Raw genomic sequence first — 26,089 nt, forward strand, 5'->3', positions numbered from 1 at the left:
GAAAGTGTATAATTGATAAAAGTTTAAATATTCAGAAAAGGGGAATTTATGATGAAAGAAACACAGCAATGGACGTCGAAAATAGGCTTTGTACTCGCAGCAGCCGGAGCCGCAGTAGGTCTTGGTGCAATATGGAAATTTCCATATGTTGCAGGTAATGGCGGGGGAGGCGCATTCTTCCTTGTATTTTTACTATTAACTTTATTTATAGGTATGCCACTCCTTTTAGCTGAATTTGTTATTGGACGTAGTACGCAAAAAGAGGCAGTTACAGCGTATAAAGTATTGGTGCCAAATAGCAAGTTATATCCTTGGATTGGTCGTATGGGAGTTGTTACTTGTTTTAGTGTACTATCTTTTTATAGTGTTGTAGGTGGATGGATTTTACTTTACTTATACTATAGTGTGACAGGAAGTTTCTGGAATGGAGTGACTGATTATGGGCAATTATTCGGTGAGACGATTTCAAATCCAGTAAGCGCGATTGGAGCGCAATTTGTCTTTATGCTTTGTACGATTTTTGTTGTAAGTAAAGGTGTAGAGAAAGGGATAGAAAAAGCAAGTAAGTATATGATGCCGCTATTATTTATTTTGTTTATTGCAATTATTGTTCGTGCGTTAACACTGGATGGTGCTTTTGCTGGGGTAGAGTTCTTCTTAAAACCAGATTTTTCAAAGCTGACAGCAGATACGATTTTATACGCGATGGGACAATCATTCTTCTCGCTAACAGTTGGGGCCTCGGTAATGGTCACGTATAGTTCTTATTTGAAGAAAGAAGAACATTTAGCAAAATCAGCAACATCTATTGTAAGTTTAACTGTTTTTATTACAGTACTTGCAGGATTAGCGATTTTTCCAGCGATTTTCGCATTAGGTGTTAAGCCGACTGAAGGACCGGGGTTACTATTTATCGTCCTTCCAGCGGTATTTGCGAAAATACCATTTGGACAATTTTTCTTCATTATGTTTTTGGTGTTATTCTTCTTTGCAACGCTAACATCTGCGATTTCCATGCTTGAAATTGTAGTAGCATCTGTTGCGAAAGATAATGAGAAAAAGCGTCCGTCAGCATCATTATTAATTGGTATTCTAATTTTTGCGGTTGGAATTCCGTCAGCGTTATCGTTTGGTATTATGAGTGATGTGAAAATATTTGGGAAAACATTCTTTGACTTAGTCGACTTCTCAGTAAGTAACGTATTGCTGCCGTTAGGGGTACTAGCTATTTCGCTATTCGTACCAAATAAAATGAGTAAAGAAATGTTAATGAAAGAATTAGAAGTTACGGAAACGAAAGGGAAAACATTATTTAATATTTGGTTCTTCTTACTTCGTTATGTTATTCCAGTAACTGTAATTATTGTATTTTTAAATGTGATAGGTGTATTTAAAATGTTTGCATAATAAAAAGACGGAGAAATCTCCGTCTTTTTATTATGTTGTAGGTGTATTTAGTAAGCGATTATATGCTTTGTAGGCTGTGATGACTGCGAGGAATGATCCGATTAAAAATAAAACTGAGCCACCAAATGTAAATATCCGGCCAATAAAAGTCTCTCTAGCTTCTTGTATTTCTTGCTGTAATTGTGTATTCATATAATTCACCCCGTAAACTATAGGCATTTAGTTATAGTCTATGTAGAATGCCTATAGTGTGTGAAGTGGAAATAAAAGAACTCGGTATGCACCGAGTTTTTTTTATAATCCTATATAAGGAGATGGATCAACTGCGTTTGTCTTGCCGACATTCCATTCTCCCAGATGAAGTTCGAAGTGTAAATGTTGTCCGTATGATTGGCCAGTATTCCCCATAAATCCAAGTTGAGTTCCTTGTTTTACAGTTTGTCCATTTGATACAGAACGGCTACTCATATGAGCATATACTGTTGTATATGTTTTTCCGTTAATACGGTGAGATAAGTACACAACATTTCCGTAACTAGATGATAATTCTGAGCGAATAACAACGCCATCTGCAGCGGCAATAATTGGAACAGTTCCTGAAGCAGCGATATCGATTCCTTTATGGTTATCTATAGAGCGTACGCCAAAACCAGAAGTTTTTGATCCAGCTGCTGGTTTAATAAATCCTCCGATGTTTGTATCGTGTGGTGTTGGGGCCGCTTGAGCTGTTTGAGCAGATGTAGCAGCTTGTTTACGAGCTTCTTCCGCCTTGCGAGCTTCCTCAGCTTTACGAGCTTCTTCTGCGCGTTTTTCTTCTTCAATTGCCTTTTGAACAGCTTGACGCTGATTTTCTAAAATGCCTTTAGATTCTTCTAATCCTTCAATCTCTGAATCTACTTTTGCTACTTTCGTATGTAGATCGCTAATAAGAGTTTGTTGCTGTTGTTGGTTGTTTTGTAATTCTTGTTGTTTTTGTTCTAATTTTTGCTCGGATTCTTTCAGTTGTTGCTCTTTTTTCTCAACAGCCTCTTTTTCTTTCGTCACAGCATCTTGGTCATTTGTTTGTTTTTTCACAATATCAGTATCATTATTTAAAATTAAACTGACAGAGTACATATTATCAACAAGATCAGCAATGTTTGCAGAATTTGTTAATACTTCCGTAATGATATTTGTGCGAGGTTTTTCTTGCATAGATTGCAGTCGTTGCTTAATAACTTCCTGACGCGTATCTATGTTTGTTTGTAATTGCTCTATATGTTTCTTTTTTTCAGTAATTACTTGTTGTGTCTTACTAATTTCTTTTTTTGTATCGTTTAATTCAGCTTCGTTTTTATTAATAGAAGTAGTTAAATCGTCGATTTTCTTTTGTAATTCTTGAATTTCTTTTTCTATTTGTTCTTTCTCGGCTGATTTATTTTGTAAGTCATTTTGTTTTCCTTCTAATTCAGATTGAATATTAGATAATTTATCTTGATTCGTTTCAGCGTATGCGGGTGAAAGTAACGGGGAAGCAAAAATCGTTCCTGCTGCTAAAACGCTGAACGCTACAAATTTCTTTTTCATGGTTGTCTGGCTCCTTTCCCTATGAATGTTATATATCATAAGAAGAAGAGTGTCTATCGTTGTAACCATAATGTAAAGAAAATTTTATAAAATTACTAAGTTTTGTCGGAATTTATCATTTTTTTACGGTAATTGTAATGGTGATTCTCTTTCTTAATTTGTGTAACAAAGGTGTGTTCTGGATTACGTTTTGTTAAATAAAGGAATAAATAGGTCTATTTTATGTAGTGAAATTTAATTTGGAAACTCAATAAAATACTAGTAAGGAATCGTTCTCATGTTAGGTTTTCTGACATGGGTTTTATTTTTGTCAAGAAAATTATTTGCGTTCGGGCAAACTTATTTTGTTGTCAGATTTTAAATTTTGATTTATGATTTTTAACAGGGACAAAATGTAGTGAATTGTCGAATAATATGTAATACTCTTAATTTCAAGTTTTATAGATATAGAATGAGAGGTAGAGTGACACATCGAAGAGGGGGTTACAACAAATATGAAAAGAATAGGACTTGCATGGCAAATATTAATAGGACTTGTGCTTGGTATTGCGGTTGGTGCGATTTTCTTTGGCAATCCAGCAGTGGTGAGTTACTTACAACCAATTGGTGATATTTTCATCCGACTAATTAAAATGATTGTAGTACCGATTGTTGTAGCAAGTATTGTTGTTGGGGTTGCTGGTGTTGGCGATGTTAAAAAATTAGGTCGACTAGGCGGAAAAACAATTATTTACTTTGAAATTATTACAACAATTGCAATTATTGTCGGTCTATTAATTGCGAATATTTTCCAACCAGGAAAAGGCGTAAATATGGAGCAGTTAACAAAGACAGATATTTCAAAATATACACATACGACAGAGCAAGTACAAAGTCATTCGTTTGCAGATACATTTGTAAATATTGTTCCAACAAACATTGTAAAGTCATTAGCTGACGGAGATATGCTTGCTATTATCTTCTTCTCTGTATTATTTGGTTTAGGTGTAGCAGCAATTGGTGAAAGAGGAAGACCGGTTCTTCAATTTTTCCAAGGTGTAGCTGATGCGATGTTTTACGTAACAAATCAAGTTATGAAATTTGCACCATTTGGTGTGTTTGCACTAATTGGAGTTACAGTTTCTACATTTGGTCTTGCTTCGTTAATTCCATTAGGGAAATTATTAATTGTAGTATACGGGGCAATGATTTTCTTCGTTGTAGTTGTCTTAGGACTTACAGCGAAAATATTTGGAATTAACATTTTCCAATTCTTTAAGATTTTAAAAGACGAGCTGATCTTAGCATATTCTACAGCGAGTTCAGAAACAGTTTTACCGAAAATCATGGAGAAGATGGAGAAGTTCGGTTGTCCGAAAGCAATTACATCTTTCGTTATTCCGACAGGTTATTCATTTAACTTAGATGGATCAACTTTATATCAAGCAATTGCGGCTATTTTCTTAGCGCAAATGTACGGTATTGATTTATCCATTACACAACAAATTACATTATTGCTTGTATTAATGGTTACATCAAAAGGTATCGCAGGTGTACCAGGCGTATCGTTCGTTGTATTATTAGCGACACTTGGTACAGTAGGTATTCCACCTGAAGGTTTAGCGTTTATTGCAGGTATTGACCGTATTCTAGATATGGCTCGTACAGCAGTTAACGTTGTAGGTAACTCTTTAGCAGCTGTAGTTATGTCTAAATGGGAAGGTCAATATGACGCTGAAAAAGGACAAGCCTACTTGAAAGAAATTTCTAATAAGCAAGCAGCTTAATTATAATTTGAACAAGCTCTCACATAATATGTGGGGGCTTTTCTATATAGAAGGGGAGCAGACGTAATGAAACGTAAATATGGTGACGGTTCTTCGTGGAAGCGACTACTAGAGAAGGATTATACGGTTAAGCAAATAGAAGAAGGAATGCTAGGAATACTGGAAATAAAAAAGGTGAGAGAACCTAGTTGTAAAGAATATGACGGTAAAGAGCTATGTATTGCTGGCAATCAGTATACGTGGATTCAATATTTCATAGACGAGAAAAACTTTGCGATTACTGCTATGTTAGATGATCAAAAGGAATTAGTGCAATATTATATCGATGTGGCGAAAGACTATGAAATAGACGAGCGTGGTTTACCGTATTTTGATGATTTATATTTAGATGTAGTATTATTACCGAATGGTAAAATCTATGTATTGGATGAAGATGAGTTAGAGGATGCTTATAAAAGTGGCGATGTTACAAAAGAAGAGTATGAGTTAGCTTGGTACACTACAAAGTGGATTATAGCTGCAATAAAAAATAATGAATTTTATTGGATTTCAATATTGGAAGAAGAAATCAAAAAGTTAAAATGATTATTGTATTCAAATTTTTGTATAATTACCAAAAAAATCTATACAAAAAATAATTGACTTTTGTTTTGTAAGCGAGTAAAGTTAGGGAAGAAATTATTATTAAAAAATAAATATGAAACCTTCTTATAAAGAGAGGCGGAGGGACTGGCCCTACGATGCCTCGGCAGCGGACTCGATTTCAGAGTGCTGTGCCAAATCCAGCAAGCATATGCTTGAAAGATGAGAAGAGCGTTTCTTATAGATGTATAAGACCTCTTCTCGTTGGAAGAGGTCTTTTGTTATTCATTAAAAAAAGGTTGAAACTAGGGAGAGATGGTACTTTGAAAGAAACGAGAGGAAATGGTTTGGCATTATTACCACTTGGGATATTTTTGGCGCTATTTATTGGTTCTGGAATTATTACAGGTGATTTCTATAAATTGCCGATACTTGTAGCAATTTCAATTGCTGTAGGAGTCGCTTTAGCAATGAATCGTAAAGAAAGTTTTCATGTAAAAGTGGAACGATTTGCTAAAGGTGCAGGGAACCCAGACATTATGATTATGGTTCTAATTTTTGTACTGGCAGGAGCATTTTCTGAAACAGCAAAAGGGATGGGTGGCGTTGATTCTACAGTTAACTTAGCGCTATCAATTTTACCACAAGGATTTATCGTAGCTGGCATTTTCGTTATAGGAGCATTTATTTCATTAGCGATGGGAACTTCAATGGGAACAATTGCTGCATTAGCACCAATTGCTGTAGGTATTAGTGGGCAAACTGATATCTCAATTGCACTTACGATGGCTACTGTTGTTGGCGGAGCGATGTTTGGTGATAATTTATCATTTATTTCAGATACAACAATCGCAGCTGTACGTTCACAAGGAACAGAAATGAAAGATAAGTTTAAAACGAACTTTTTAATTGTATTACCAGCGGCTATTATTACAATCGTACTATTAGTAATCATTACTTTAGGAAGTGATACGCAGATTAAAACGCATAGCTTTGACTGGATAAAGATTTTACCGTATGCAGGAGTACTTATTACAGCGCTACTTGGTTGGAATGTACTTATCGTGTTAACTGGTGGAACTGTACTATCTGGGGTTATCGGTCTTTTAGAGGGAAGTTATACGTTAGAGAGTTTCTTTAAAAGTGTAACGACTGGAATGGGCGGTATGATGGAGTTAGTATTACTCGCTATTTTAATTGGCGGTATGGTCGAATTGATTCAATATAATGGTGGCATTCAATATTTAATGAATATTTTAACGCGTAACATTCGTTCAAAAAAAGGAGCAGAGTTCGGTATAGCTGGTTTAGTAGGTATGACGAATATGTGTACAGCGAATAATACCATTTCTATTATCTTTACAGGTCCGCTTGCGAAAAACATTGCAGATCAATATGAAATTGATCCTCGTAAATCAGCGAGTGTATTAGATCTTTTCTCGTGCTGTGTGCAAGGGTTAATTCCGTATGGTGCGCAAATGTTAACAGCAGCAGGATTTGCGGCGTTATCTCCAATTGAACTGTTACCATATGCGTTTTATCCAATCTTAGTTGGAGTATGTGGAATCATTTCTATATTAATTGGTTTCCCGAGGTTTTCTAAAGTAGCGGAAAAGAAAGAGTATCATAAAACAGCATAATGAAAATGAAGTGTATGAAAAGTAACGAAAGCCGTACAGAGAATGTTCTCTGTACGGCTTTTTATGTGCGGGAAAAGAGTGAATGATCCCATGCTACCGTATGTTTTTACAAAAGGCTGAATGCAACTCGGTCTTAAGTCTGAGTTAAAAACGGTTCTTAAGCTCGTTATGGAAAAAAGAAAAAATAGTTAAGATAAGAGTATCAAATCGAAGGGAGGCAAGCACAAGATGAAACAATTTCTAGCGTTTATCGCGGCTGGTATTTTAGCTTTAATTGCTCTTGGTAGTCTTGCTGGTATTGTAGGATTCGCAATCGGAGCAGGAGTTGTGTACTGGAGCTATAAATCATTTGTGCGAGCACAATCATTTTTTGGAAAGTTAGCTTGGGGTATTGTTGGTTTGATCGGCTTGTCCATCGCCCTTTCTCATTCCCCAGCATTAATTGGTATTGCAGCATTAGTAGTTTTATACTACGGATACCGTGAGTGGAAAAAAGAAAAAGATGTAGTTGTTGATTCTGCTCCAGAAAGTTCTAAACCATATAGCAACTTTGAAGATGAGTGGAACAAGTTAATGAAAAACTAATATAAAATCAATCAAATTTATAAAGTAGAAGAGAGGAAGATTATAATGAAACAATCTTTATTCGGACGTGTACGCGATGCAATTTTAGCAGATTTTCATAATGTGTTAGATGAGAAAGAAAGAAAAAATCCAATTGCTATGTTAAACCAATATTTACGTGATAGTGAGCGTGAAATAACAAAAATTGAGAAGTTAATTCAGCGTCATAAAACATTAAAATCTAACTTTGCTCGTGAGCTTGAGCAAGCACGTTATTTCGTGAATAAAAGATCTAAGCAAGCGATCATCGCTCAAGAAGCAGGCGAATTACAACTACATGAGCGTGCATTAGAAGAAGTAGCTTATTATGAAGGGCAAGTAACTCGATTAGAAGAAATGTATACAGGTGTTGTAGAACAAATTGATGAGTTAGAGCGTCGTCTTTCTGAAATGAAAAATAAATTAAAAGAAATGCACGCAAAACGTATGGAATTAATGGCACGTGAAAATATGGCACATGCAAATCGTCGTATGAATACTGCGATGCATAAAATGGATGAAAATAATCCATTCTTACGCTTTGAAGAAATTGAAGATCATATTCGCGACTTAGAAACTCGTATGAACGAGGAGCATGAACGTGATACATTTGATATGAAGATTGCAAAGCTTGAGCGTGAAATGAAAGAAAAGAATGATGTATCGTTAACGAAAGAGTTAACAAAATAATAGTAGTATATTATAAAACAGGCTTATGATATAGTGATAGGAGAAAAGGTGTTGGAAAGCAATGCCTTTTCTTCTATGTATATGTGACAAGAAGGGGGGAGCTGAAATGAAGAAACATTTTTCAAAGACACAATTAATGGGGATGCTCCTCATCATATTTGGATTCGGTCTTTTTCTTGATATGATACTTGGACATTTTGAACCAGGTGGTCTCATTTTTGCATTTATTATGCTTATGTTTGGAAGACATTATCGTAAAAAGAATCGTTATGTACGGGGAAATGTATTTTTATTTATTGGTGGTATCGTATTTTTATTCTTCTTATTTTCATCGGCAGCATTTGTTCTTGTCGTATTTGCTTGTTTAGCTTTAATTGGTTATCAATTGATTCAACAAGGACATAAGCAAAAGGCAATGAAGGTTGAAATTAAAGAAAAAGGGATTATAGACGAAGAGAAGCAAATATATCGTACAGAACCATATTTGAAAAATATGTTTGTAGGCAATGTACGAATGATGGATCATATTTATGAACTTGAGGATATAAATGTTCAATATGGTGCTTGTGATGTGGAAATAGATTTAACAACTGCCATGATTCCAGAAGGAGAAACGGTAATTGTTATTCGGGGTGTCGTTGGTAATATTCGTTTATATGTGCCATATGATATTGAACTGTCTTTAAATCATTCTGTTATTGTCGGACGTGTGCTCTTGCCAGGTCATGAGGAAACAGGGTTTAACCGCAATGTTACATTTAGAACAGAGCAGTATAAAGAGGCTCCTCGTCGTATTAAAATTATTTCTTCGCTTGTCGTAGGCGATACGGAAGTGAGGAAAGTATAATGAAGAAACAAAAAAATATTTCGTGGATGTATATTCGTTATTCTATGTTGTCCTCAGTTAGTATCGCACTTATTTGTACAATTGTATATGTATGGAAAAGTGAGCAACAAGTATATGATTTATTATGGAAGGAATCCATCGCTTCTGTTCCAATTGGCTTGTTTATTATGACTACAAGTTTACTTATCGGGGGAATTGTAGGATATGCAATCGGTTACTATATAGAGCAGCGTATACAAGGGTTAAATACGTTTCTATTTGAAGTGGAGCGAGGGAATTTTCCAAGCGATGTTTCGTTTACTGCAGATGATGAATTTCATGAAGTGGAACGAAAAGTAATCGGTCTGGCTCGTCGATTAGAGGAGCAAGCTGGACTCTTTCAAAAAGTAACGAATGAACGAGCTCATTGGAATGAAGAGATGAGACAAGAAGCGATTTCCCAAGAAAGGCATCGATTGGCGAGGGAGCTGCATGATTCTGTAAGTCAGCAGCTTTTTGCAATGTCGATGATGATGTCGGCTATTAATGAACAAGTAGCTGAATTTCCAGAAACGACGAAAAAGCAGTTACAGCTCGTTGAAAATATGGTTGTAAATGCACAATCAGAGATGAGAGCATTGCTTCTTCATTTACGCCCAGTACAGTTAGAAGGTAAGAAACTAACAGAAGGTATAGAAGAATTATTAACAGAACTATCTAGAAAGCAACATATGAAAATTGAATGGTTAATTGAACCGATTCAATTAAAAAAAGGTGTAGAAGATCACTTATTCCGCATTGTACAAGAGGCGCTATCTAACACTTTACGTCATGCGAAGGCAAAGAAAACGGAAGTGCGTCTTCGAAAAATTGATCAATATGCAATATTGAAAATTATTGATGATGGTGTAGGTTTTAAAGTAGGAGTGAATAAGGCTGGTTCTTACGGATTAAGGTCAATACAAGAGCGTGTTCATGAAATTGGTGGGACATTAAAGGTACTTAGTTTTCCGAATAAAGGTACACAAATAGAAGTAAAAGTACCGATTATGATTGAGAGGGGGGGAGAATCATGATTAAAGTATTACTAGTGGATGATCATGAAATGGTTCGAATGGGTGTATCAGCATATTTATCAACGCAGCCAGATATTGAAGTAGTTGGAGAAGCTGAAAATGGAAGAAAAGGTTCAGAGTTAGCTTTGCAATTAAGGCCGGATATTATTTTGATGGACCTTGTCATGGATGAGATGGATGGTGTTGAAGCAACACGTGCTATTATTCAAGAATGGCCAGAAGCAAAAATTGTAGTTGTAACGAGTTTTTTAGATGATGAGAAATTGTATCCTGTTATTGAGGCTGGAGCGACAAGTTATTTATTAAAAACATCAAGAGCGAGTGATATAGCAGACGCTGTACGAGCTACTTATGATGGAGAAACGGTATTAGAGCCGAAAGTTACTGGTAAAATGATGTCTCGTATGCGTCAGAAGAAAGAACAACCTTTGCATGAGGAGTTAACAGAAAGAGAGTCTGAAATTTTGTTATTAATTGCAGAGGGGAAAAGTAATCAAGAGATTGCAGACGAGTTGTTTATTGCCCTCAAAACAGTAAAGACACATGTGAGCAATATATTAAATAAGCTAAATGTAAGTGACCGGACACAGGCAGTTATTTATGCGTTTCGACATCAATTGACGAAATGAGAAAGTGAAATTTTAACCAGTGGGGTGGTCCCCACTGGTTATTAGTTTGTACAAAATCTTTTTATTGACGCTAATGAATGTAAGCGTTATCATTTAGTTGTTAACAGTACATACAAAGGGGAGAATGTATATGCTAGTTCAAACGATATTTGGCATGGATAAATCAAAAAAATTAGGGGATTATGTGAACGCATTACAAGCGCTTTGTGAACAATATAATGTTGAAACAGATAAAATTGCAATTGTTGAGGCGACAGAAGAGTACTATTTATTTTTAATAAAGCAAGAAGAGTGCTACGATGTTGTCAAAGTAGAAACAGTGGATACAAATATTGACTATTATACGAAAGCGTATAAAATAAGCAGTTTTAATCATACTGCTTATCAAAAGTAAAAAACTCCCTTTTGGGAGTTTTTTTAGGATGCTTTTACTTCACAAGATTCGGTTAGTAAGGGAACTTTTTTCGCGCCACTTAGCTTAGCGATTGCAAGGCCAATAAGAGCTCCAGCTAATGCAGGTACTAGCCAGCCTATGCCTTCATTATATAAAGGGATAAATTCAAAATATGATGTGATAAATGAAACTGAAATACCCCCTTGTTTTAATCCATCAAATACGCTCACTATAGCTGCTCCAATTAAAGCACCTACATAAACAGAACGATATCCACCAAAATATTTATGAAGTAACGATAGTAGAACAAGTACGATTGCAATTGGATATACAACGAGTAGAATTGGAACAGAGATGGCAATGATTTTTGTTAAACCTAAGTTAGCAACTAGTAACCCTAAAGCACAAATGATACTTGCGAATGTTTTGTATGAAAATTTAGTCAATAATGTTGAGAAATATTGACTACATGCAGATACGAGTCCAACACATGTCGTTAAGCAAGCGAGTGTAACGATTAGAGCTAGTAGAAGTAAGCCGTATGGACCGAATAATTGTTGTACGATAACAGTAAGTAACTGTCCGCCATTTTTTGCATATCCGAGCGAGACGCTAGTTGTACCGAGCCAGCCAAGCGCACCATATACAAGTACGAGACCAGTAGCGGCAATAAGTCCTGCTTTTGCTGTTGCGATGGCAATGGATTTACGATCATTCACACCTTTAGAGCGAATAGCATTTACAACGATAATTCCAAATGCAAGTGCTGAAATGGTATCCATCGTTAAGTATCCTTCCATAAATCCTTTGAAAATCGGGGAAGTTTGATACTCTTGCATCGCTGGTCCTGATTGCCCGAGTGGTGTAAATACACTTTTAACAAACAATAAGAAAATAGAGAGTAATAAAATAGGTGTTAATATATTTCCAATGCGATCTACAAGTTTAGATGGATTCAAGCTCAGCCAATATACGATAGCAAAGAATATGATTGTATATACAAATAGCACTAGGCTGCTAGAACGGATTGTTTCTGGTAAGAAAGAACTTACACCCATTTCATAAGCGACATTTGCAACGCGTGGAATACCCATAGAAGGACCAATGGCAATGTATACAACTACCGTAAAGAATATTCCGAATAATGGGTGAACATGACTTGCAAGTTGTTGCATACCATTTCCTGATAGAGAAATTGCGATAACAGTTAGTAGTGGTAAACCGACTCCTGTTAGTAAAAATCCAATCATTGCCGGCCAAAAGTTTTCACCTGCATTTTGTCCAAGCATGGGAGGGAAAATTAAATTACCTGCCCCAAAAAATAAAGAAAATAGCATAAGACCCGTGAAAAAAATATGTTTTTTTGATACAGTGTTCATTGTTTTTCCTCCTTTTTTACATTCATTTGTAAGAACACAAAAAACTCGTCCCTAAAGAAAGGGACGAGTTATATTTACCCGCGATACCACCCTAATTTATACATGTAGAAATGAGTCTATATGTATACGGCTTTACAACGTACAACATGATACGTGTTCCTTGTAACGGGGGACAGCCGGTAAGAACTTACTATAACATTCGGTTCTACTTCTCGGAGATGATTTTCGGTTATGCACTGAACGTTGGCTTTCAGCAAATCGCCAACTCTCTGGGGGACAGTCCTATAACGTACTCGTTCTCGTCAATGAATTTTTATTCAAGTATTCTGACAGTATTGTTACATGTTTTTTTTTGAAAGTCAATATTTTTTTGAAAAAGATATATTTATATGCGGAATTATTTGAGGTAATATTCTTTTTTTGAGGTAAAGGGGGATGTAAATTGGGAGTAAAAATTTGTAGAGAATTGTAAAGTTTGCGGAGAAAGTTGATATTTATAGGAGTAAAGAAGGGATTATTTGAATTTACAGAGAATAATACAACAATCCACTTGCTGGAAAGAACAAACCAAAAGAGGTGACTGGAATGCTTGCGATGGGAGTATTATTTGGCATTATTGCTATAATTGGTTTTATGTGGTTATATTATTCGCGTTCGTTTAAACAAGCAGAAGTTTTACTCTTTCAAAAAGGTAGTTTGTTGACAAATCAGTCTAGATATTTAGTATGTCCGAAGTGTGGAAGTGCACAGGCCAGAAGTGGAGGGTATCAAGAGTGTTGCAAAATTAGATTATGAAAGAAGGAAGCCTCACATTATTTTGTGAGGCTTCCTTCCTTACAACTTCATGGCGCTCCAAATGGTCCACCTATCCCTTTCGATAATAGGAGAAACGTTTTGTAAGGCAGTCTGTACTTGTTGTAGAAGTTGAGAAAGTTCATAATCTGTTAATTCGTATAGAATGGATCGACCTGTTCGGGGGGATAAATCTTGCAATAATGCTTCGACAGACTCATGTATTTTTCGTACTTCCCATTGTGTTTGAGTGGGGAACACGTGAAGAAAATATTTTTGTAATTCTTGTTGTATCGTGGTGGTTTTTGGTCGTCTTTTTGATTCTATTTCGATAAGTTTCGGAAATATAGAGAAAAAATATCCACGAATGTGTTCAGGGCTTCCAGGAATTGTACAATCTTCAATGGTTCGGTCTTGTACAATAAGTACACCGTTTTTCTTTAATATACGAGAAGCTTCACGTAGAAATGTAGGAATGTCTTGCAAATGATGAATAACCGCACGCGAAATAACAATGTCGAATGTATCGTTAGGATATGGAGTACTATGTGCATCACCGTGAATGAATGAAATATTTGAAAATCCACTACAGTTTTCTTTTGCAGCTTGTAATATTTCTTTTGAAAAATCAAGCCCAACAACACTTTTTGCTCCCATAAGAGCAAGTTCTTTCGTATAAATCCCGCCACCACAGCCGATATCAATTATTCGTTTGTTTTGTATGTCTGTAATATTTTTTATCATTTCTCTCCAAGAAATATGGGCGTTTCGCTGTGCGTATGTGTATTTATTATTTGCATCGTGAAAATTAATGGGCATGAAAAAGACCTCCTTTCAATGCTTAGTATAGCGTATTTTATAGTGTGTCACGTTTTTGTTTTTTATATGAAGATTATAAGAATTTCTTATTGTAAAAGGAGGATTCAGTTGAAAAGGAAATATGTATTGTTGTTATTTGCTATGTTACTAGCATCTTGTAGTCAAGTTGAGCAAAAAAAAGAAACAAAAAAAGTGGAAGAGACGGTGAATGAAGTGAAAGAAACAATAGAGGTAACCGTTATACAAAAAAAAGATAAAGAGAAAAAGTTACAGGAATCTGAAGCTAATGTAGTAATAGACATTATAGATAAAGCTGAAAAACAAGAAATAACAGGTAGCTTCGGTGAACCTGAATATGAAATACAAATTAGTAGAGATGGGAAAAAGGAAACATATTATGCATGGCTAAGAGGAGAGGATAGACGAGGATGGATACAACATAAGAAAGCTATGTATATGCTGAATAAAAAAGATACAGAAAAGCTTTTGGCTATATTTCCAAATGTATCAGAACAAAAAGAAGATGAGATACAAGTCGGTCCTTTAACGGAAGTAACGAAAAAAGATTTGCAGATTACCGCGTTTCATATTAAAGCGGGCGATCAAAAAGTGAATTATACAGTACGGTATACGATTTCACAATCACTATACAACAAGTTAGAGAAGGAACAAAAATACTATTTGCAGGTTATTTTTCCAGAAAAAGTTCAAAAATTAATTGGAGCAAAAGAGAGTGAAAAAATCTTAGGAGAAAAGGTAAAGGAAGGATATAAACAGTATGAATTGCATGCTACTGTTCCGGTACAAGGTGCTTCAGAATCACAATTAAAGTCATTAGAAACATATTATGAAAATTATGATTTAAAAATATTAAATAGTAAACAAGAAAAAATAGGTGTTTTTCAAAATATTATTCAAATTGTTAAAGAGTATGGTGAAAAAATGAATTTACAAAGGTAAAGTGAATCTTTATTTAGTCCTTACGGATTGGGATGAATAAAAATTTGTCAATTTTATATGTACTTTCCTAGGAAATGATAATAGAGAGGGGACGCCCCTCTCTATTACTTTGCTTTTGCAGATGGCTCATTCATTGATTTTCGTGTAATAAGGAAAGAAATCATAAGAGCGGAAAGGATGATAAGGGCAATAAATACGTGATTGGGCAACAAATCTAATAATAATACGTAACTAACAGTATAAAAAATAAGAGTTGAAGCTAAAAACGATAGAGCGCCTATTATGAGAGATTGTAAATTCAATTGTGTGCACCTCCTTTTATTTATATTTTTGGCTAAAAATGGATTATATAAACATTATTTCTAACAATAGAAAAAAATATGTCATAATAGAGAAAAGAACAAGCTTTGATGAATGTATATGATTCATTAATGAAAGATAAAGGAGAGGAATATGAAAAATAATAAAAAAGGATTATGGGGAATTCTTGTTGCAATAGGGCTATTTTTACTTTCTAAGTTAAAGTGGGTATTTGCAATTTTTAAATTAGCAAAGTTTTCAACGGTATTTAGTATGTTTCTATCACTTGGTGCGTACGCGGTTATATATGGTTGGAAATTTGGGGTAGCGCTCATTTATTTGTTGTTTATTCATGAAATGGGCCATTTATGGGCTGCGAAAAGAAAAGGTATACCAACATCGCCAGCAATATTTATTCCATTTATGGGCGCTCTTATTGGAATGAAAGAGATGCCTAAAAATGCAAAAGATGAAGCATATATTGCCTATATGGGACCTCTTTTCGGATTACTTTCATTTTTACCGGCTATTCCACTTTATATGATAACGAAAGAGCCGTTTTGGGCGCTCATTATTTTACTCGGAAGTATGATTAATTTCTTTAATTTAATTCCGGTTTCTCCGTTAGACGGGGGACGGATTATTTCAGTTGTAAGTACGAAAATTTGGGGAGCGGGGCTTGTTTTATTACTTGGGTATTCAATTTATTTTAAAAGTATTTTGGGAGGATTTATTGTTATTATCGGCTGTATGGAATTGTATAGAGTAATAAAAAGAGATGAGCCAATTAAGGAATTAGGATATAAAATTGATGGAATGAAAGAATATGTTGCAAGGCTTGAAGAGGAGTTAAAAGAAACTGGTGCTGTGCATCGAAATATATATATGATGCAACATGAAATAAATGTATTAAGGCAAAAAGAAAGAGAGAAAGAATTAAAAACAGGAGAATTTCAAAAGATTGAAGTGTTAGAGTATTTGTTACCGAAGTTTGAGCCACTGGATTACGTCCCGTATGAAGATGAAAAAGAAACACATACCATCCATATAAGAGAAGCATTTGAAATGTCAGAAAGAAAATTAGAGGAATGGGATGCGGAAAAGAGACAACAGGAAAACTACTATAAAGTGGATACAAAAACGAAATGGACGGTATTTGCTTGTTATATCGGATTAATGGCTATACTTGGCTACGCAGCTTATGAAGGATATATTGTTTTACAAGAACATTTGCCAACGAGAAATGTATAAAAGAATATTGTCGAAATGATAGGAAGAATTTATACAGGAATTATATTTCTACGAGAGAATGTTACAAGTATAGTCATACATTGTAATATCTTTAGTAGAGAAGGAGTTCTGTATATGAAGAAATTGTTAAATGTATTCGTGATTATTATCGTAATGATCATTGCGAGCTATAGTCTTATGAAAGTATTATTACATTATGCGAATAAGCCCGCTGAGGTAAGTACAACAGCTGAAATAGAAGATGTGCAAGAAGAGACAAAAGTACTAGATTTTATTCGTATGACACATGAAAGTTATAATAATTTCTTAAATTATGGCAAAGCAGAGAATTATACAGAAGGGGACTGGAACCAATTTAAACAATGGTTTCAACAACAAGAATTATCGTTAAAAAATATACATACAGACATAAAGAATGAAAAAATAAAACGTGATGTAAATAGAAGCTATGAAATTGTAAAAAAAGGTGTGGAGCTCCAAAATATTGAGTATGTAGTGTATGCACATCGCGTATACCATGACTTAGACATTATTGTAAATAAATATAGGGGTGAAACGAACATCTGGGGGTATACAGAAGTTGGAGATGGGAAAGATATAAGGGTAATTGAACAAGCGATACAGTCTAAATAATAAGCGAGCTAGCATTCTAGTTGGCTTATTTTATTTTGTAAGTTCAATGTTCATATATTTTTCACAAAAACACCGTGTTAATAGTGATTAAAATCACAATCTGTATTATACAATTCAGTTAAACTAAAAACAGTTAAGGAAATAGAGGAGTGGGATACAATGTTAAGTGAAAAAACAATTGAAATCGTAAAGTCAACAGTACCATTATTACAGGAAAAAGGCGTTGAAATTACAACGAGATTTTATGAAATTTTATTTTCGGAACATCCGGAGTTATTGAATATTTTCAACCATACAAATCAGAAAAAGGGAAGACAACAACAAGCGTTAGCGAATGCTGTTTATGCAGCTGCAACGTACATTGATAATTTAGAAGCTATTATTCCAGTTGTAAAACAAATTGGTCATAAGCATAGAAGTTTAGGTATTAAAGCAGAGCATTATCCGATTGTAGGTACATGTTTATTACGTGCAATTAAAGAGGTCGCGGGTGCACCTGATGAAGTATTAAACGCATGGGGAGAAGCGTATGGTGTCATTGCTGATGCATTCATTAGCATTGAAGCAGAGATGTATGAAGAAGCGGCACATAAAGAAGGTGGATGGAAAGATTTCCGTAACTTTGTAGTTGTTAAAAAAGTGAAGGAAAGCGATGTTATTACGTCATTTTATTTAAAACCTGAAGATGGAGGGAAAGTTTCTTCATTCATCCCAGGACAATATGTAACGGTTCAAATAAATATCGAAGGTGAAACATATACACATAATCGTCAATATAGCTTATCAGATGCTCCTGGAAAAGAATATTATCGTATTAGTGTAAAGAAAGAAAAAGGTATAGATACGCCGGATGGTAAAGTATCTAATTACTTACATGATCATGTAAAAGAAGGCGATATGTTACCAGTAAGTGCACCAGCAGGAGATTTCGTATTAAATATGGATTCAACTTTACCAGTTGTCTTAATTAGTGGTGGAGTAGGTATTACACCAATGATGAGTATGCTAAATACGTTAATTGAACAAGATTCAAAACGTAATGTATGTTTTGTTCATGCAGCGATAAATAGTAATACACATGCAATGAAAGAACACGTTGAGGCAGTAGATAATGAATATGAACAAGTTAAAGCATATACTTGTTATTCTGCACCAACTGAAAAAGATTTAGAAATGAAGAACTTTGATAAAGAAGGTTTTGTTGAAAGAGAATGGTTACAAACTATTATTCCGACAACTGAAGCAGAGTTTTATTTCTGTGGTCCAATACCATTTATGAAACATATAAATGCTGTACTAACTGATTTAGGTGTGAAACAAGAACATATTCATTATGAATTTTTCGGTCCAGCAGCAAGTTTACAATAAATTGAGCTTTAAGAAGCAAAAAAAACGAGGTGTTATTTTACCTCGTTTTTTATTTGTTCTCGTAATAGTCGATTTACTGTTTCACGGCGTATACCGATCAGTTGACCAATTTCAGTTTGCGTTAATATTTCATATATAGGAATGTCACCTAAATATAGTGTGAACCATTCTTGTAAGCGATGAAGGCGTTCTTTCGGAGAGACGGTCGTCAATTGGTCGATACGTTGCTGCATCATTCTTAATTTTGACTGTAATTGCATAGCGATATTTGCATATGATGCAGGATCCGCTTGAAGTTGATCATACCATTCATTACTCATTATAGGTTCAACTTCTGTTTTCATTAAAGCGATTGCTGTACCGTGATATTCCTTCGGTGAAATTAAAGAATGGTGAGGTATCGTTTCTCCTGGAACGATAATATTGAATAGAAATGGTGTTCCATTTTCTTCTAACCTTACTACTTTTAATAAACCTGTTTTTATAAAATATAAAGGACCGTCCTCACCTTGACGGAATAGTACATCTCCTTTGTGTAAAATCAATGTTAGCCCCCCATTTAAACATCTCTATTTCTTTTATTTTAGCGTATATGTATAAAGATAATATACTTTACAACAGCAATTTCATTGACGAAATATATGCTATTACAGTAGTATACTATTTAGTGTGTAATAGTACTAGCAATGAATACGCTGTAGGGGGTTTAGTATATTGTTAGATGCGATAAAAATGACGGATATGAGAATTCCAGCGAATGCCATCATTCATGTAGAAGAGATGAAAGGTGGAGTCGTGTTATCCGTTGAAGTAGACGGCCAAATTATTTATACGATGGCTTATGATGAAGAAACAGATAGTTATGCTGAATTATATGATCGAAACGATAAGAGGGCGTGCCAAGTACATGAAGATTTTATGGGATGGTCACTTCTTCATTAAAAAAGATGTCAATATGACATCTTTTTTTATTAAACCGATAGAATATACAAAGAAATGAAATATAAGGATAAAATTTGTAATAAATGATTTTGCATTGTTAGCACTTTGTAACTGCAACTGAATTATTTTTTCGCTATCATAAAGATAACAGTCGCAGTCATAGGAGTGGTCAACGTGAAGAAAGTACATATTTCCAATTACATGTTATTATGTGTTTGTCTAATTTTATTTGTTCTCTTAGGAGGATTTTTATATTCATGTGTATAAAAAAAACGCATTCTAAAAAGAACGCGTTATAAAAAAGAAGTAATGATTAATCTAGTCCCAAGAATAATTAATGTGATACGCAATAAATTAATTACGGCGTTACCGCTTAATTTTGTATTAATATATGCCCCGATTTTTCCACCAATCCATGCACCAGGAATAAGAATTAATGCGTAAATCCAGCTGACATTTCCAAGGGAGATGTGAGTTGCAGAACTTACAATTGCTGATAGAAATACGATAAACATCGAAGTTGCTACAGCAATATGTGCTGGGAATGCAAAAAGTAGCATCATTGCTGGAACAAGTAAAGCACCGCCACCAATTCCAAATAATCCAGATATAAAACCAACTATAAAGGCGATAAAGATAGCGAGAAGCGGTGGGAATTGATAGTGTACAGTGTTTCCTTCGTTATCTGTAAAAGAGCGCTTGATTACAGTCATATTTGATAAAGAAAGGGGTTTTAATTTGTCTCGTAACATAAGAAGAATGGAGACAAAAATAAGAAAAATCCCAAAATATAAAGAAAATGTATCTTGGTTTAAAAATTTATTCGCCCACGAGCCGATGATACCACCAGGGCCACTCCCGATAAATAAAATAAGTCCACTTTTGTAATCTACTCGTTTATGCTTCATATAAGTAAGGGTGGAAGATAGTCCCGTAAAAACGACTGTTACCATTGAAGTTCCTACTGCAAGTTGTGGTGACAGGCTATGTAATCCGATTAATAACGGAACAATAATAATTCCGCCGCCAAGTCCGACTAGACTCCCGACTGTCCCGGCGATTAGCCCGATGAAAAGTAACATGATGTATTCCAAAATTGCCAACTCCTCTATATAACTTATCCACCAATTATTATACACGCTTTTTCATGAGAAAAAGCTTTGTTCACAAAAAAGTCGTCTTCCTAGAAAAATAAGGAAGACGACTTTTAATTAAAAGATTAAGTGTAATAAAGAATAAAATAAAGCAGCTAATGAAGCTGAAATAGGAAGTGTGATAACCCAAGTAATTAACATGCGTTTTGCAGTTCCCCATTTTACACCTTTTACACGATGAGAAGCACCAACCCCTAAAATAGAAGAGGAGATAACGTGCGTCGTACTAACTGGTAAGTGAATGAATGTTGCCCCGAAAATAACAAGAGATGATGATAAATCAGCAGCTACACCATTTACAGGACGAATTTTCATAATTTGTCCACCGACAGTTTTAATAATTTTCCATCCGCCGACAGAAGTACCAAGACCCATTGCAATGGCACAAGATAATTGTACCCAGAACGGGATGTCGCTAGAAGTATGATAACTATTCGCCATAAGAGCCATTGTAATAATTCCCATTGCTTTTTGCGCATCATTCGTACCATGTGTATAAGCTTGTAATGCAGCAGTGAAAATCTGGAATATACGGAAGTTTTTGTTCGTCTTCGTTAAATTAAAGTTTTTAAAGACGACTTTAAAAATACTGTATACGATATAACCAATAACAAATGCGATAATTGGTGAAATGATTAAAGCTTCAATAATTTTTATGAATCCTTTAAAGTTTAATGAACTAAAACCAGCAGCAGCGATAGCTGCACCTGCGATGGAGCCAATGATTGCATGCGAAGAACTACTTGGAATACCGTAGTACCAAGTAATCAAATTCCATGCTATTGCTGCAAGTAAAGCGGCTAAAATTACAAGAGAACCATTTTGTAAAGCGAACGGATCAACGATATCTTTTGTAATCGTTTTTGCTACACCTGTAAATGTCATCGCACCTAAAAAGTTCATAATAGCTGCCATAATAATTGCATGTCTAGGCTTTAGAGCTTTCGTTGAAACAGCCGTTGCAATAGCGTTTGCTGTATCGTGAAATCCATTAATAAAGTCAAAAGCTAAAGCGCAAATGACTACTAAAACGGTCAGTATCAAGAGTGTATCCATGATCAAACTCCTTACGCGTTCTTCATAATAATTGTTTCTAATACGTTTGCAACGCTTTGGCAGCTATCCGCTACTTCTTCAAGCTCTTCGTAAATCTCTTTGTATTGAATGATCTTAATTGGATCTTTTTCACGAGAGAATAAGTGCTTAATCGCGTGACGGCGAATATCATCACATTGTGATTCATAATCTTTAATCTTAATCGCATTTGTACGAATGTCGACTAATTTTTTGTTAGACATTAATTCAACAGAGTTTGCAATTTCAATCGCACATTGATTAATTGCTTCTACGAATTTAATCATGTATTCATCAGCTTCTGTAATAGAATACATTTCGAATAGACCAGCACTATGATCTAATCCGTCTAATACATCATCCATACTCATTGCAAGCTGTAGGATGTCCTCACGTTCAATAGGAGTAATAAACGCTTTATTTAGCTCCATAATGATTTCGTGAATAAATGAGTCACCTTTTGACTCATACTCTTTCATGCGCATAGAAAACTCTTTTAAATCGCTAGCATTTTTAATTTTATACTCCACGAAAAACTGCGCGCCTTCTTTTAAATTTTCGGAAACATTCATTAACATTTCAGAAAATTTATCTTTTTTTGATTTAAAGACCATTATTAGTTACCCCCACAAAAGTAATATATGTAAAATATATTGGCTAGTCAATTCTAACAAAAAACTGTCGTTTTTTAAAACATTTTATCGAAAAGTTTACAAAAACTTAACATAACTCTTATTGTTGTATTAATAATATTAATAATCAATATTGAATATCTTACTTGTAGAATGTCCTTTTCTTGCAAAAAGTATGAATGTGAAAGAAAAGCTTTACACTACAGGAAAGACTACGTTATTATAATAAATTTAAAAGGAGGTATATTCTTCCTTTTGAAAAGAAGAGTGTAAACAAACGAAGGAAGTGAACGAATGAAATTGAAGAACACTCACTTAAAAAAAATGCAGGAGTGGTTCAACAAGAGGAAGAAGCTTCGTAATTCATTAATTGTATTAGGAAGTTTGCTCGCTACTCTATTTATTGCTATAAATATAATAATTTCTATTCAAGACATATCTGAATTAAAGCAAGCTGTTCCGCAGCCGACCTTAATTTATGATGCAAATAATGAAGTTGCGACTAAATTAGCTTCTTCTAAAACAGAAGGCGTAAAAAAGAAAGATATTCCTGATATTATGGTTCAGGCCATTGTTGCAGTAGAAGATAAGGAATTTTTTAACCATCACGGGATTTACTATAGTGGAATTATAAGTGCAGTTTTTAAAAATATTACAGCAGGAGAAGTTGTAGCAGGGGGAAGTACAATTACACAACAACTTGCGAAAAATGTATTTCTGACACAAGACCGCACATACTCTCGAAAAATTAAGGAATATTTTTTAACAAAAAAAATAGAGCGTACGTATACGAAAGATGAAATCATTGAAATGTATATGAACCAAATTTATTTTGGTGAAGGTGCTTGGGGTATAAAAAGAGCAGCTAAATCTTATTTTGATAAAGATGTAAAAGATTTAACAATTTCAGAAGCAGCAACGATTGCGGGCTTGATTAAAGCACCATCTGCGTATTCACCTTATAAAAACTTTAACAAGTCAATTGAAAGACGTAATGTCGTATTAAGTTTAATGAAAGAGCAAGGGTATATTTCGGACGAACAGTATAATAAAGAAAAAGAGAGTGGACTTGTGTTAAAACGTGGCGTTGATGATAAATACAAGGGAAAATACTCTCAATATGTAGACTATATTGTTAGAGAGGCGATGGACAAGTACGAATTAACACAAAATGAAATTTTAGCAGGTGGTTATCGTATTTATACAGAGCTTGACCCGAAAAAACAACAGGCCGTAGAAGACGTTGTGAATAATGATAGTTATTTCAAAGATAGTGGCTCAGACCAACTCATGCAAACGGGTGTAGTTCTTATGAATCCCAAAACAGGTGGTATACCAGCTTTAGTTGGAGGCAGAGGGCCGTATCAGTTTTTACAGTTTAACCATGCAACCCAATTAAAAAGACAACCGGGCTCAACGTTAAAACCTTTGGCTGTATATGTACCAGCGTTAGAACAAGGATATGAAGTATACGATATATTAAAAGATGAACCATTTAACATTAAAGAATATAAACCACAAAATAGCGATCATACTTTTCACGGTGATGTGACAATGTATGAAGCCGTAGCAAAGTCGTATAATGTTTCAGCTGTGTGGCTATTAGAACAAATTGGATTAGATAAAGGATTGAAATCTTTAGAGCGATTTGGTATTCCATTAGTGCCGGAAGATCGTACGTATCCTATTGCTTTAGGCGGTATGCATGTGGGGACATCTCCATTTGTAATGGCTCAAGCATACAGTACATTTGCAAATGACGGAGTCCAAGTGGAAGCTCATGCAATTAGGGAGATACAAAATGCTGAAGGTGAAACGCTTGGAAAGTGGTATAAGAAAGAGACACGAGTGACGAGTGAGAAAGTTTCTCAAAAAATGACATATTTATTAAAAGGTGTTGTCGAAAAGGGAACGGGCGAAAAGGCAAAAGTTACTAATGTTGATACGGCAGGTAAGACAGGAACTACTCAAATTGTAAATGGCCCGAGCACCGGTGCAAAGGACTCATGGTTTGTTGGATACACACCAGATTTAGTAGGTGCGATTTGGGTAGGATATGATAAAACCGATAGCGATCATTATGTTCCGGGTGGTAGTCAAATTACGACGACAATGTTCCGGGATATTATGAAAAAAGCGAACGCAAATCCAGCTCAAAAAGCATTCCAGTTATCGCTCATATCTGAGGCTGATTATAAAAAACAATTGACTACAATAGAAGAGGAAAAACGAAGAAAAGAAGAAGAGAAGAGAAGGAAAGAAGAGGAACAACAACGAAAACAAGAGCAACAAGAGTGGCTTGATAAAGTGAAAGAATGGATTCCTTCATTTTGGTAAAAGAAAGAGGCGAATAAAAAAATTCGCCTCTTATTTTGTATGAAAACAAAATAAAATTTTAATCGGTAGAGATTTTTGTCTATCTTAATTAGCTATTAATCCATATCCGTTGAGATACATGAGATTACTCGTTAAGTACAATATTCGTACTGCCAAAGGATTCGGAATCGTATGTTACGATTATTTTGCCTTTACTAATAGGTTCGTAAGGTAATTCTTCTTCGTAATTACCGTTATTTTCATTGTGGATAGAAAGTGTAATTTCATCGATTTTTTTATTTGTATACTGATTTTTAATCGTTTCAGCAATCTGGAGCAACGCCTCGGAACTAGAAGCTTTCGTAATAAGCATTCCTTTTATAACTTTTTTTTCATTCTTTGTGGCGTTGGAATAAGGGATGTTACTTTGTTTCGTATATAGAAGTTTGTATGGAGTAGTTTTTTTCTCTGCTTTTGATATAGTGGAATATTTTAGAGTTAAGAAAAATCCTACACATAAAATAATGCATACCATAAGTGCAAACCAAATACGTATTAGTGACATAACTCTCATTTTCATCCCTCTTTCATATCTTTGACTTCACTATTTATCATACAAAATAAGGATTAAGATAGAGTAAATTTGAGGTAAAGAAACGTAAAGAAGGAGCACTTATCCTCCCAAATAAGTGCTCCTTTCTATATAAAGAGAGATTTAATGCACGGTTAAACGATACATATTATTATAAATATACTTTTTAAGCGAAAATTAGTAAATTCGGAATACAGATAGTGTTGCGGTTGTATCGCCTGTGTTAGGAATAGAAATAGTGTTTGCTGTAGGCTGTATAGCAATCGTTGTACCAGCTTGTAAAGTAACAATTGTAGAGAAAGAAACAGCACTACCGATAACGTTAGTTGAGAAATTACGAGTAGGTGGTTGACCATTGAATGAAATACCGAATCCAAATGGTGAAGACCCTGGGAAAGTTGTAGACGCTGAGAAACTAATATCATATACGCCTGTTTCTAAAATCGTTAAAGTATCTGAAGTATCATTGAAAGAGATATTAGTTAATTCAAACACTTGATTGAATTGAAGGTTTGTTCCAGGTGATATAGTTTGTGGATTTGAGTTTCCGATTGCCGCGATCGTTACAGGAATTGGTGTACCCGCTGGTCCTTGAGCACCAGTAGCGCCAGTAGCCCCTGCAGGCCCTTGAACGCCTTGAGGTCCTTGAGCACCAGTAGCGCCAGTAGCCCCCGCAGGCCCTTGAACACCTTGAGGTC

The 26,089-nt window shown here is 34.9% G+C and carries 28 protein-coding genes, 1 riboswitch and 1 other annotated feature; of the genes, 17 read left to right on the top strand and 11 right to left on the bottom strand.

Features of this window, described 5'->3' with window-relative positions; translation table 11 throughout:
• The first annotated feature begins 51 nt into the window (after positions 1-51).
• On the top strand, positions 52-1,407 hold the full coding sequence (locus BAQ46_RS03640; RefSeq protein WP_000665448.1) for a sodium-dependent transporter: 1,356 nt from the start codon (positions 52-54) through the stop codon (positions 1,405-1,407).
• 30 nt (positions 1,408-1,437) lie between these two features.
• Here the strand turns inward: BAQ46_RS03640 and BAQ46_RS30570 are convergent, their stop codons facing one another.
• Complete coding sequence (locus BAQ46_RS30570) at positions 1,438-1,599, bottom strand: hypothetical protein (protein ID WP_001095993.1); 162 nt, start codon at positions 1,597-1,599, stop codon at positions 1,438-1,440.
• Between the two features lie 102 nt (positions 1,600-1,701).
• A complete protein-coding gene (locus tag BAQ46_RS03645) occupies positions 1,702-2,973 on the bottom strand; it encodes a murein hydrolase activator EnvC family protein (RefSeq protein ID WP_000726431.1) in 1,272 nt (423 codons plus the stop codon).
• Between the two features lie 494 nt (positions 2,974-3,467).
• Here BAQ46_RS03645 and gltP point away from each other — a divergent pair, with 494 nt between their 5' ends.
• The 9 genes from gltP (at position 3,468) to BAQ46_RS03690 (ending at position 11,179) form a co-directional block, all read left to right on the top strand.
• Entirely contained in the window at positions 3,468-4,739 is a 1,272-nt protein-coding gene (gene gltP, locus BAQ46_RS03650; protein WP_000821149.1) for a glutamate/aspartate:proton symporter GltP, read from the top strand.
• A gap of 66 nt (positions 4,740-4,805) precedes the next feature.
• Positions 4,806-5,324, top strand: coding sequence for a ribonuclease FAU-1 family protein (locus tag BAQ46_RS03655; RefSeq protein ID WP_000824677.1), 519 nt, complete (start codon positions 4,806-4,808; stop codon positions 5,322-5,324).
• A gap of 120 nt (positions 5,325-5,444) precedes the next feature.
• Positions 5,445-5,550, top strand: a riboswitch (SAM riboswitch).
• Positions 5,551-5,644: 94 nt separating this feature from the next.
• The gene (locus BAQ46_RS03660; protein ID WP_071741633.1) at positions 5,645-6,961 is read left to right on the top strand and encodes a Na+/H+ antiporter NhaC family protein; all 1,317 of its coding nucleotides are present in this window, start codon (positions 5,645-5,647) and stop codon (positions 6,959-6,961) included.
• Positions 6,962-7,189: 228 nt separating this feature from the next.
• Entirely contained in the window at positions 7,190-7,546 is a 357-nt protein-coding gene (locus BAQ46_RS03665) for a lmo0954 family membrane protein (RefSeq protein ID WP_000808648.1), read from the top strand.
• 45 nt (positions 7,547-7,591) lie between these two features.
• Positions 7,592-8,254, top strand: coding sequence for a PspA/IM30 family protein (locus BAQ46_RS03670; protein ID WP_000814144.1), 663 nt, complete (start codon positions 7,592-7,594; stop codon positions 8,252-8,254).
• Positions 8,255-8,360: 106 nt separating this feature from the next.
• A complete protein-coding gene (gene liaF / locus BAQ46_RS03675; protein WP_000716087.1) occupies positions 8,361-9,101 on the top strand; it encodes a cell wall-active antibiotics response protein LiaF in 741 nt (246 codons plus the stop codon).
• On the top strand, positions 9,101-10,156 hold the full coding sequence (locus BAQ46_RS03680; protein ID WP_000744320.1) for a sensor histidine kinase: 1,056 nt from the start codon (positions 9,101-9,103) through the stop codon (positions 10,154-10,156). Before liaF ends, BAQ46_RS03680 begins: the two co-directional genes overlap by 1 nt.
• Entirely contained in the window at positions 10,153-10,785 is a 633-nt protein-coding gene (locus BAQ46_RS03685; protein WP_000598709.1) for a response regulator, read from the top strand. Before BAQ46_RS03680 ends, BAQ46_RS03685 begins: the two co-directional genes overlap by 4 nt.
• A gap of 124 nt (positions 10,786-10,909) precedes the next feature.
• Positions 10,910-11,179, top strand: coding sequence for a DUF3992 domain-containing protein (locus tag BAQ46_RS03690; protein ID WP_001997062.1), 270 nt, complete (start codon positions 10,910-10,912; stop codon positions 11,177-11,179).
• A 23-nt stretch (positions 11,180-11,202) separates the two neighbouring features.
• Here BAQ46_RS03690 and brnQ3 read toward each other — a convergent pair whose 3' ends face one another.
• Complete coding sequence (brnQ3, locus tag BAQ46_RS03695) at positions 11,203-12,558, bottom strand: branched-chain amino acid transport system II carrier protein BrnQ3 (RefSeq protein ID WP_001099164.1); 1,356 nt, start codon at positions 12,556-12,558, stop codon at positions 11,203-11,205.
• Positions 12,559-12,614: 56 nt separating this feature from the next.
• Positions 12,615-12,873, bottom strand: a binding site (T-box leader).
• A 270-nt stretch (positions 12,874-13,143) separates the two neighbouring features.
• On the opposite strand from brnQ3, the gene BAQ46_RS03700 reads away from it, so the two are divergent.
• Positions 13,144-13,353, top strand: coding sequence for a hypothetical protein (locus tag BAQ46_RS03700; protein ID WP_000880630.1), 210 nt, complete (start codon positions 13,144-13,146; stop codon positions 13,351-13,353).
• A gap of 39 nt (positions 13,354-13,392) precedes the next feature.
• On the opposite strand, the gene BAQ46_RS03705 is transcribed toward BAQ46_RS03700, so the two are convergent.
• A complete protein-coding gene (locus tag BAQ46_RS03705) occupies positions 13,393-14,169 on the bottom strand; it encodes a class I SAM-dependent methyltransferase (RefSeq protein ID WP_001122122.1) in 777 nt (258 codons plus the stop codon).
• 108 nt (positions 14,170-14,277) lie between these two features.
• Between BAQ46_RS03705 and BAQ46_RS03710 the strand changes: the two genes are divergently transcribed.
• Positions 14,278-15,129 carry a YhfM domain-containing protein gene (locus BAQ46_RS03710; protein WP_000824714.1) on the top strand — a complete coding sequence of 284 codons (852 nt, stop codon included), beginning with the start codon at positions 14,278-14,280 and terminating at the stop codon, positions 15,127-15,129.
• Between the two features lie 104 nt (positions 15,130-15,233).
• Here BAQ46_RS03710 and BAQ46_RS03715 read toward each other — a convergent pair whose 3' ends face one another.
• The gene (locus BAQ46_RS03715; RefSeq protein WP_001053353.1) at positions 15,234-15,431 is read right to left on the bottom strand and encodes a hypothetical protein; all 198 of its coding nucleotides are present in this window, start codon (positions 15,429-15,431) and stop codon (positions 15,234-15,236) included.
• Between the two features lie 151 nt (positions 15,432-15,582).
• Here BAQ46_RS03715 and BAQ46_RS03720 point away from each other — a divergent pair, with 151 nt between their 5' ends.
• From BAQ46_RS03720 to hmpA, 3 genes are all read left to right on the top strand, one after another.
• On the top strand, positions 15,583-16,680 hold the full coding sequence (locus tag BAQ46_RS03720; RefSeq protein ID WP_071741634.1) for a site-2 protease family protein: 1,098 nt from the start codon (positions 15,583-15,585) through the stop codon (positions 16,678-16,680).
• A gap of 114 nt (positions 16,681-16,794) precedes the next feature.
• Positions 16,795-17,313, top strand: coding sequence for a hypothetical protein (locus tag BAQ46_RS03725; RefSeq protein WP_071741635.1), 519 nt, complete (start codon positions 16,795-16,797; stop codon positions 17,311-17,313).
• A gap of 159 nt (positions 17,314-17,472) precedes the next feature.
• Positions 17,473-18,681 carry an NO-inducible flavohemoprotein gene (gene hmpA, locus BAQ46_RS03730; protein ID WP_000947704.1) on the top strand — a complete coding sequence of 403 codons (1,209 nt, stop codon included), beginning with the start codon at positions 17,473-17,475 and terminating at the stop codon, positions 18,679-18,681.
• A 32-nt stretch (positions 18,682-18,713) separates the two neighbouring features.
• On the opposite strand, the gene BAQ46_RS03735 is transcribed toward hmpA, so the two are convergent.
• Positions 18,714-19,226 carry a Crp/Fnr family transcriptional regulator gene (locus BAQ46_RS03735; RefSeq protein ID WP_000600590.1) on the bottom strand — a complete coding sequence of 171 codons (513 nt, stop codon included), beginning with the start codon at positions 19,224-19,226 and terminating at the stop codon, positions 18,714-18,716.
• Between the two features lie 169 nt (positions 19,227-19,395).
• Here BAQ46_RS03735 and BAQ46_RS03740 point away from each other — a divergent pair, with 169 nt between their 5' ends.
• A complete protein-coding gene (locus tag BAQ46_RS03740; protein WP_000882907.1) occupies positions 19,396-19,623 on the top strand; it encodes a hypothetical protein in 228 nt (75 codons plus the stop codon).
• Between the two features lie 293 nt (positions 19,624-19,916).
• On the opposite strand, the gene BAQ46_RS03745 is transcribed toward BAQ46_RS03740, so the two are convergent.
• The 3 genes from BAQ46_RS03745 to BAQ46_RS03755 form a co-directional block, all read right to left on the bottom strand.
• The gene (locus tag BAQ46_RS03745) at positions 19,917-20,717 is read right to left on the bottom strand and encodes a sulfite exporter TauE/SafE family protein (protein WP_000455758.1); all 801 of its coding nucleotides are present in this window, start codon (positions 20,715-20,717) and stop codon (positions 19,917-19,919) included.
• Between the two features lie 117 nt (positions 20,718-20,834).
• Positions 20,835-21,833 carry an inorganic phosphate transporter gene (locus BAQ46_RS03750; RefSeq protein ID WP_000380271.1) on the bottom strand — a complete coding sequence of 333 codons (999 nt, stop codon included), beginning with the start codon at positions 21,831-21,833 and terminating at the stop codon, positions 20,835-20,837.
• Positions 21,834-21,844: 11 nt separating this feature from the next.
• Positions 21,845-22,465: a DUF47 domain-containing protein gene (locus tag BAQ46_RS03755; protein ID WP_000231448.1), complete on the bottom strand. Its 621-nt coding sequence runs from the start codon at positions 22,463-22,465 to the stop codon at positions 21,845-21,847.
• Positions 22,466-22,777: 312 nt separating this feature from the next.
• Here BAQ46_RS03755 and BAQ46_RS03760 point away from each other — a divergent pair, with 312 nt between their 5' ends.
• The gene (locus BAQ46_RS03760; protein ID WP_000769282.1) at positions 22,778-24,820 is read left to right on the top strand and encodes a transglycosylase domain-containing protein; all 2,043 of its coding nucleotides are present in this window, start codon (positions 22,778-22,780) and stop codon (positions 24,818-24,820) included.
• Positions 24,821-24,944: 124 nt separating this feature from the next.
• Here BAQ46_RS03760 and BAQ46_RS03765 read toward each other — a convergent pair whose 3' ends face one another.
• On the bottom strand, positions 24,945-25,373 hold the full coding sequence (locus BAQ46_RS03765; protein ID WP_001265559.1) for a hypothetical protein: 429 nt from the start codon (positions 25,371-25,373) through the stop codon (positions 24,945-24,947).
• 195 nt (positions 25,374-25,568) lie between these two features.
• Positions 25,569-26,089, bottom strand: a 521-nt coding sequence (locus BAQ46_RS03770) for a Gly-Xaa-Xaa repeat protein (protein ID WP_131801175.1), incomplete at its 5' end; no start/stop codon positions are given.

Source organism: Bacillus paranthracis (assembly GCF_001883995.1).
GTDB lineage: Bacteria > Bacillota > Bacilli > Bacillales > Bacillaceae_G > Bacillus_A > Bacillus_A paranthracis.

Bases quoted from the DNA above. Each gene is read 5' to 3' on its own strand.
- BAQ46_RS03640 (WP_000665448.1), top strand. From the start codon at position 52: ATGAAAGAAACACAGCAATGGACGTCGAAAATAGGCTTTGTACTCGCA.
- BAQ46_RS30570 (WP_001095993.1), bottom strand. From the start codon at position 1,599: ATGAATACACAATTACAGCAAGAAATACAAGAAGCTAGAGAGACTTTT.
- BAQ46_RS03645 (WP_000726431.1), bottom strand. From the start codon at position 2,973: ATGAAAAAGAAATTTGTAGCGTTCAGCGTTTTAGCAGCAGGAACGATT.
- gltP (WP_000821149.1), top strand. From the start codon at position 3,468: ATGAAAAGAATAGGACTTGCATGGCAAATATTAATAGGACTTGTGCTT.
- BAQ46_RS03655 (WP_000824677.1), top strand. From the start codon at position 4,806: ATGAAACGTAAATATGGTGACGGTTCTTCGTGGAAGCGACTACTAGAG.
- BAQ46_RS03665 (WP_000808648.1), top strand. From the start codon at position 7,190: ATGAAACAATTTCTAGCGTTTATCGCGGCTGGTATTTTAGCTTTAATT.
- BAQ46_RS03670 (WP_000814144.1), top strand. From the start codon at position 7,592: ATGAAACAATCTTTATTCGGACGTGTACGCGATGCAATTTTAGCAGAT.
- liaF (WP_000716087.1), top strand. From the start codon at position 8,361: ATGAAGAAACATTTTTCAAAGACACAATTAATGGGGATGCTCCTCATC.
- BAQ46_RS03680 (WP_000744320.1), top strand. From the start codon at position 9,101: ATGAAGAAACAAAAAAATATTTCGTGGATGTATATTCGTTATTCTATG.
- BAQ46_RS03685 (WP_000598709.1), top strand. From the start codon at position 10,153: ATGATTAAAGTATTACTAGTGGATGATCATGAAATGGTTCGAATGGGT.
- BAQ46_RS03690 (WP_001997062.1), top strand. From the start codon at position 10,910: ATGTATATGCTAGTTCAAACGATATTTGGCATGGATAAATCAAAAAAA.
- brnQ3 (WP_001099164.1), bottom strand. From the start codon at position 12,558: ATGAACACTGTATCAAAAAAACATATTTTTTTCACGGGTCTTATGCTA.
- BAQ46_RS03700 (WP_000880630.1), top strand. From the start codon at position 13,144: ATGCTTGCGATGGGAGTATTATTTGGCATTATTGCTATAATTGGTTTT.
- BAQ46_RS03705 (WP_001122122.1), bottom strand. From the start codon at position 14,169: ATGCCCATTAATTTTCACGATGCAAATAATAAATACACATACGCACAG.
- BAQ46_RS03720 (WP_071741634.1), top strand. From the start codon at position 15,583: ATGAAAAATAATAAAAAAGGATTATGGGGAATTCTTGTTGCAATAGGG.
- BAQ46_RS03725 (WP_071741635.1), top strand. From the start codon at position 16,795: ATGAAGAAATTGTTAAATGTATTCGTGATTATTATCGTAATGATCATT.
- hmpA (WP_000947704.1), top strand. From the start codon at position 17,473: ATGTTAAGTGAAAAAACAATTGAAATCGTAAAGTCAACAGTACCATTA.
- BAQ46_RS03750 (WP_000380271.1), bottom strand. From the start codon at position 21,833: ATGGATACACTCTTGATACTGACCGTTTTAGTAGTCATTTGCGCTTTA.
- BAQ46_RS03755 (WP_000231448.1), bottom strand. From the start codon at position 22,465: ATGGTCTTTAAATCAAAAAAAGATAAATTTTCTGAAATGTTAATGAAT.
- BAQ46_RS03760 (WP_000769282.1), top strand. From the start codon at position 22,778: ATGAAATTGAAGAACACTCACTTAAAAAAAATGCAGGAGTGGTTCAAC.
- BAQ46_RS03765 (WP_001265559.1), bottom strand. From the start codon at position 25,373: ATGAGAGTTATGTCACTAATACGTATTTGGTTTGCACTTATGGTATGC.